At 63.5% G+C, this 3,302-nt stretch carries 2 protein-coding genes and 1 pseudogene; 2 read left to right on the top strand and 1 reads right to left on the bottom strand.

What is annotated here, in order from left to right:
* A partial coding sequence (locus tag EN750_RS25225; RefSeq protein WP_145967897.1) for a mannitol dehydrogenase family protein occupies positions 1-1,464 on the bottom strand: 1,464 nt, incomplete at its 3' end.
* 143 nt (positions 1,465-1,607) lie between these two features.
* Between EN750_RS25225 and uxaC the strand changes: the two genes are divergently transcribed.
* Both uxaC and EN750_RS25215 read left to right on the top strand, forming a co-directional pair.
* The gene (gene uxaC / locus EN750_RS25220; RefSeq protein WP_189526440.1) at positions 1,608-3,020 is read left to right on the top strand and encodes a glucuronate isomerase; all 1,413 of its coding nucleotides are present in this window, start codon (positions 1,608-1,610) and stop codon (positions 3,018-3,020) included.
* 37 nt (positions 3,021-3,057) lie between these two features.
* A pseudogene (locus EN750_RS25215) lies at positions 3,058-3,302 on the top strand (TRAP transporter substrate-binding protein); the annotation flags it as partial.

The raw sequence follows: 3,302 nt of genomic DNA, 5'->3' as shown, positions 1-3,302 counted from the left end.
ATGCACAGCCACAAGTTCGATCAACGTCTGGCGTTCGGCGTGATCCCCAGCGAAGCCGGCCAGGTCGAACACCGCGGTCACGGTTTCGTTGGCCGGCAGTTGCTCACTCAAAAGTTCCGTCAACGCCGCGTCGAGCGGATCGGTGAAATGGCCCTCCGGCAAGGTTTTCCCTCGCGCGGCGCAGGCGGCGATCCAGGCAGCCACCACCAGGGTCAGATGGACCAGTTCGGTACCGGCTTCCAGGCATTCGATGGCGGAAGCGATGATGCGCTGCGGCAGTTTCTGGCTGCCGTCATTGGCGATCTGCGCCGTGCGATGGGCAAGTGCAGTGTTGGAAAAACGCTCCGCGAGCTCCGCAATATAGGCGCTCGTGTCCAATCCGGCATCCTCGGGCAGGGTCGGGATGGCTTCGGCCCACAAGGCATCGACGAATTGGCGGATCGCCGGGTCGGCGAAGGCGCGGTCGACGGTGGCATGACCGCTGAGCAGGCCAAGATAGGCGATGGCCGAATGCGAGCCGTTGAGCAGCCTGAGCTTCATGTCCTCGAACGGGCCGACGTCGCGAACCATGGTGACGCCGAATTGTTCCCACGCGGGCCGGCCAGTCGGGAACTTATCTTCGACCACCCACTGACAAAACGGCTCGGTCACCACGGGCCAGGCATCCTCGACGCCGAGTTCTTCAGCGATCCGCGCCCGATCGGCGTCGGTGGTTGCAGGCACGATGCGATCGACCATGCTGGAGGGAAACGCGACCTGGTGTGCGATGTGGTCGGCAATTCCGACATCACTCGATTGGGCGAGCCCGGCATCTCGCAACTGGGCGAATTCGACCAACAGCCGGTGCAGCGTGGCGCCGTTGGCCGGCAAATTGTCGCAACACAGGACAGTGAAGGGCGGCGTGCCGGCGGCGCGTCGCAGGGCAAGCGCCTCGGTCAGGAAACCATGCGCTGTCTTCGGCATCCGGGGATTGGCCAGATCATGGACGATATCGGGATGGGCGGCGTCCAATCCGCCGCCTGCCGCCCTCAGATAGGCTTTTTCGGTGATCGTCAGCGTGACGATGCGGGTGCGCGGATCGGTCAGCGTGGCCAGCACAGCGCTGGGGTCTTCGGGCGCCACCAGCATCGCGCCGATCGAGCCGATGACCTGAAGCTTTTCGGTTCCACTGCTTCTGATCGCCAGCGTGTAGAGCCCGTCCTGCGGCGTGAGAGCGTCGCGCGTGTCGGTGCTGCGCAGCGAAACGCCTGTTATGCCCCAATCCGCCTCGCCTGCCGCCAGGCAACCGTCGACATAGGCTGCCTGATGGGCGCGGTGGAAGGCGCCGACACCAAGGTGCACAATGCCCGGGACGACGCGGCTGCGATCATACGCAGGTGTCGCGATCGAGGCAGGCAGTGCGCGCACGGTCTTCGTGGAAAGGCGTTCGGTCGTCGTGGTGCGACTGGTCTGGTCGGATGACATGAGTGGCCTCGGCAGGGATCGGCAAAGCGGCGTAACATTCGATTTCCTGCCACACAATGGGTCGAAAAGTCATCATACAACAATCGCATTTTTGTATGTTGACATTATTTCTTGCCGCCCCTACCGATAGTGGCCTTGGGAGGATGACCGTGGCACTGACCCATGCGGATTTGCTGTTTCCCGCCGAGGCGCATTCGCGCTCGGTTGCCCGTGATCTCTATGCCGGGATCAAGGACCTGCCCCTTGTCAGCCCGCATGGCCACACCGATCCGCGCTGGTATGCGCTGAACGAGCCATTCCCGGATCCAGCGCAACTGCTCATCGTCCCGGATCACTACATCTTCCGCATGCTGTTCAGCCAAGGCGTCCGCCTCGAGGATCTCGGCGTGGCGACGCTCGACGGCGCGCCGGTCGAGACCGACGGCAGGGCGATCTGGCGGCTTTTTGCCGAGCATTATCATCTGTTTCGGGGCACGCCGACCCGGCTGTGGTTCGATCATGTGCTTGCCGATCTGTTCGGCATCGACGAACCGCTGACCGCGGCGACCGCCGACCGCCACTACGACACCATCGCGACGCTGCTGCAGTGGGAGAATTTTCGCCCGCGCGCGCTGTTCGAGCGTTTCAACATCGAGGTCATCGCGACCACGGAAGGCGCGCTCGACGATCTCAAATGGCACCAGATGATCCGCGACAGCGGCTGGCAGGGCCGTGTGGTCACCGCTTATCGGCCGGATGCTGTCGTCGATCCCGATTTCGAAGGGTTTTCAACCAATCTCGACCGGCTCGGCGAGATCACCGGCTGCGACACCGGCAATTGGGCCGGCTATCTCGATGCGCATCGCCAGCGGCGTGCCTTCTTCAAGAGCTTCGGCGCGACTTCGTCGGATCATGGCCATCCGACGGCCGAGACCGCCAATCTTTCGGATGCGGCGGCGCAAGAGCTGTTCAATCGGATTCGCCGCGGTTCCGACGATGAGCGCGAGCGAAAACTGTTCCGCGCCCAGATGCTGACCGAGATGGCCAAGATGAGCCTCGACGATGGACTGGTCCTGCAGATCCATCCCGGCTCCTGGCGCAATCATTCGCCCGCGATCTTCCAGAAATTCGGCCGCGACAAGGGTTTCGATATCCCGACCAGGACCGACTATGTGACGGCGCTGAAGCCGCTGCTCGACTGCGTCGGGCTGGAGCGCGACCTCACCGTCATCCTGTTCACGCTCGACGAGACCAGTTATGCGCGCGAGCTGGCGCCGCTGGCCGGTGTCTACCCGGCGCTGAAGCTCGGGCCGGCATGGTGGTTCCACGACAGCCCGGAAGGCATGCGGCGCTTCCGCGAGATGACCACCGAGACGGCCGGCTTCTACAACACCGTCGGTTTCAACGACGACACCCGTGCCTTTCCATCGATCCCGGCGCGTCACGATGTGGCGCGGCGAGTCGACTGCGCGTTCCTGGCGCGTCTCGTCGCCGAGCATCGGCTGCGCGAGGACGAGGCGCATGAGCTGGCGCGGGAACTGACCTATACGCTGGCGAAAAAGGCGTATCGGCTCTGAAGGGGGCAACTCGCCCGCAATGCAAAGGGAGGAAACCATGTTGCATTTTTCAAGACTGACGGGAGCTGCGCTACTCGCCGCCGCACTGATGGCCGGAACGGCAAGCGCCCAGACGGTTCTGCGCTCGTCCGACACCCACCCGGACGGCTATCCGACGGTCGAGGCAGTCAAATATTTCGGCGAGCTTGTAAAGGAGCGTACGGCCGGCCGCTATGCGGTCGAGCTCTATCATTCCGCGCAGCTCGGCGAAGAAAAGGACACGATCGAGCAGGTGCGCACCGG

Origin of the sequence: Mesorhizobium sp. M7A.F.Ca.ET.027.03.2.1, from assembly GCF_003999175.1 — a bacterium.
Lineage (GTDB): Bacteria > Pseudomonadota > Alphaproteobacteria > Rhizobiales > Rhizobiaceae > Mesorhizobium.
The sequence above is the reverse complement of the archived record's forward strand: the minus strand, read 5'-3'. Positions and strand labels throughout refer to the sequence as shown.

Coding starts and splice junctions, on each gene's coding strand:
- uxaC (WP_189526440.1), top strand. CDS start 1,608: ATGACCGTGGCACTGACCCATGCGGATTTGCTGTTTCCCGCCGAGGCG.